Source organism: Variovorax glucosi (genome assembly GCF_051216695.1).
Classification (GTDB): Bacteria; Pseudomonadota; Gammaproteobacteria; order Burkholderiales; family Burkholderiaceae_C; genus Variovorax.
The window spans coordinates 483-1,353 of the sequence record NZ_JBPJZE010000128.1 but is presented as its reverse complement, the minus strand read 5'-3'; the positions used below and the strand labels follow the sequence as shown (position 1 = coordinate 1,353).

General features: G+C 68.9%; 1 protein-coding gene. It reads right to left on the bottom strand.

Annotation, left to right across the window (positions count from 1 at the left end; all coding sequences use genetic code 11):
• The coding region (locus ACSFA3_RS23525; RefSeq protein WP_435507835.1) for a penicillin-binding transpeptidase domain-containing protein at nt 1–871 on the bottom strand (871 nt) is incomplete at both ends.

Below are 871 nucleotides of genomic sequence, written 5' to 3'. Positions count from 1 at the left end.
CACCAGCGCAGGGTTGCTGGTGCCGTCGAAGTTGCCCACCCACACCACCAGCACGTGGCGGCCGAACACGCCGGCCGTCCACGCATCTCGGAAGCCCCAGGACGTGCCCGTCTTCCATGCGATGGCGGGGCGCGCGGGCAGCGTGGTGTCGGGGCGCGGCGTGTGGCGCAGCATGTCGAGCGTGATGAAAGACGCTTCTTCGCTCAGCAGGCGCAGCGGCTGCATGGGTCGCTCGTCAGACGCGGGCTGCGTGTAGCGAATGGGCTGCGAGATGCCGCCGTTGGCCAGCGTCGCGTACATGCCCGCAAGCTCCTCGGGCGTGACCTCGCCACCGCCCAGCACCAGCGCGAGGCCGTAGTGCGATTCGCTCTGCAGCTTCTGCACGCCCGCGAGCCGCATGAAGTCGTAGAGCCCCGGCTTCGAGAGCTTCGCGGCCAGGGCCACCGCGGGCACGTTGCGGCTGCGGATCAGCGCCTCCTGGGCCGGCAACGGGCCGACGAAGCGATGGTCGAAGTTCTCTGGCGTGTAGGGGCCGAAGGAGGTTGGCGCGTCCTTCAGCATCGTCTTCGGATGCAGCAGCCCCTGGTCGAGCGCCAGCGCGTAGATGAAAGGCTTGAGCGTCGAGCCCGGCGAGCGCTTGGCCAGCACGCCGTTGACCTGGCCCGAGATGGCGTCGTTGCGAAAGTCGGCCGAGCCGATCATCGCGCGCACCTGCATGGTCGAAGCGTCGAGCAGCAGCGCGCTGGCGTTCGTCATGCCCACATCGGCATGCGTGCGCAGGTATTGGCCCATCACGCGTTCGAGCGTGGCCTGCATACGCAGGTCGATGGTCGTGCGCACCTCCTGCACGCCGCGCTCCTGCGCGAGCAGC